At 62.5% G+C, this 1,337-nt stretch carries 1 protein-coding gene; it reads left to right on the forward strand.

Translation table 11 applies throughout. From position 1 onward, the window contains the following. On the forward strand, positions 1–1,337 hold a 1,337-nt coding region (locus ACR0NN_RS25240), incomplete at both ends, for an Ig-like domain-containing protein (protein WP_480685864.1).

Consider the following 1,337-nt stretch of genomic DNA (forward strand, 5'->3'; position numbering starts at 1 on the left):
CGGGGCCAGTGGCTTTGTCCCGGTTGCCCTGCTGAAGGGCGTCGGCAACCTAGCCGGAACCGAAGCCGATATGGAAGCCAATGGCCGGTTGCTGACAGCAGGTGCAAACATAGCGCCGGATGCGGCAGACGACACAGCAACGGTGGATGAGGATCAGAGCGTCGCGATCGACGTTCTGGCCAATGACAGCGATGCGGATGGCGGCACGCTGTCGCTGCAGTCGGTCACCCAAGGCCAGTTCGGCTCGGTAGTGATCAATGCGGGTCAGCTTGAATACACGCCGGATGCGGATGCCAACGGAACCGACAGCTTCAGCTACACGGTGTCGGACGGTCAAGGCGGCACCGCCGTTGCCACGGTGACGGTGACGGTAGCGCCGACGCCGGACGCGCCAGTGGCGCAGGATGATGCAACCAGCGGTGAGCAGGATGGCCCGATCCAGATCGATGTTCTGGCCAATGACGGTGACGCGGATGGTGATGCGCTGAGCATCGATATCTCGGGCTCGACGCCTGCAAACGGTCAGGTTGCGGTATCGAACGGCCAGATCGTCTATACCCCGAATGCCGGTTTTGTCGGTGATGACAGCTTTGTCTACGCGGTGTCGGATGGGACGTCGAGCACGACGGCAACGGTGACGGTGACGGTCTACGAGACCAATGCGGCGCCGGTTGCGGCGCCGGATGCGGCAACGACGCCCGAGGATCAGACGGTTGCGATCGATCTGCTGGCCAATGACAGCGACGCCAATGGCGACCCACTGAGCGTGACCGCGCTGACCAGCGCTTTTGACGATCCCGGCACCGCTGGCGTGGTCGAGACCGAGCATGGCTCGGTGACCCTGGCAAACGGGATTGCGACCTATACGCCGGATGCGGATTTCAACGGGGTGGACAGCTTCGGCTATACGCTCAGCGACACCAAGGAGAGTTCGGCGGGCACGGTCTCGGTGACGGTGGACGCGGTCAATGACGCGCCGGACGCCCAGGATGACACGGCGAGCACAGATCCGGATGTTGCGGTCTCGATTGATGTTCTGGCCAATGACGGTGATGCGGATGGCGATGCACTGACGATTGATGTCTCCGGCTCGGCACCGTCGAACGGGTCTGTGTCGGTGGTGAATGGCGAGATCCTCTATACCCCGGATGCGGGTTATATCGGGAGCGACAGCTTCAGCTATGCGGTCTCGGACGGCGCCGAGAGCCGGACCGCTACGGTGACGGTGACGGTGGGGTCACTCTATGACCCGATTGATCCTGCTGCGGTTCAGCTGACGGATGGGGATGACGACAATTCAGCGCTTGCTACTGACGGGGAGGATATTGTTGACGGGC

The organism is Ruegeria sp. BA2 (assembly GCF_056539605.1).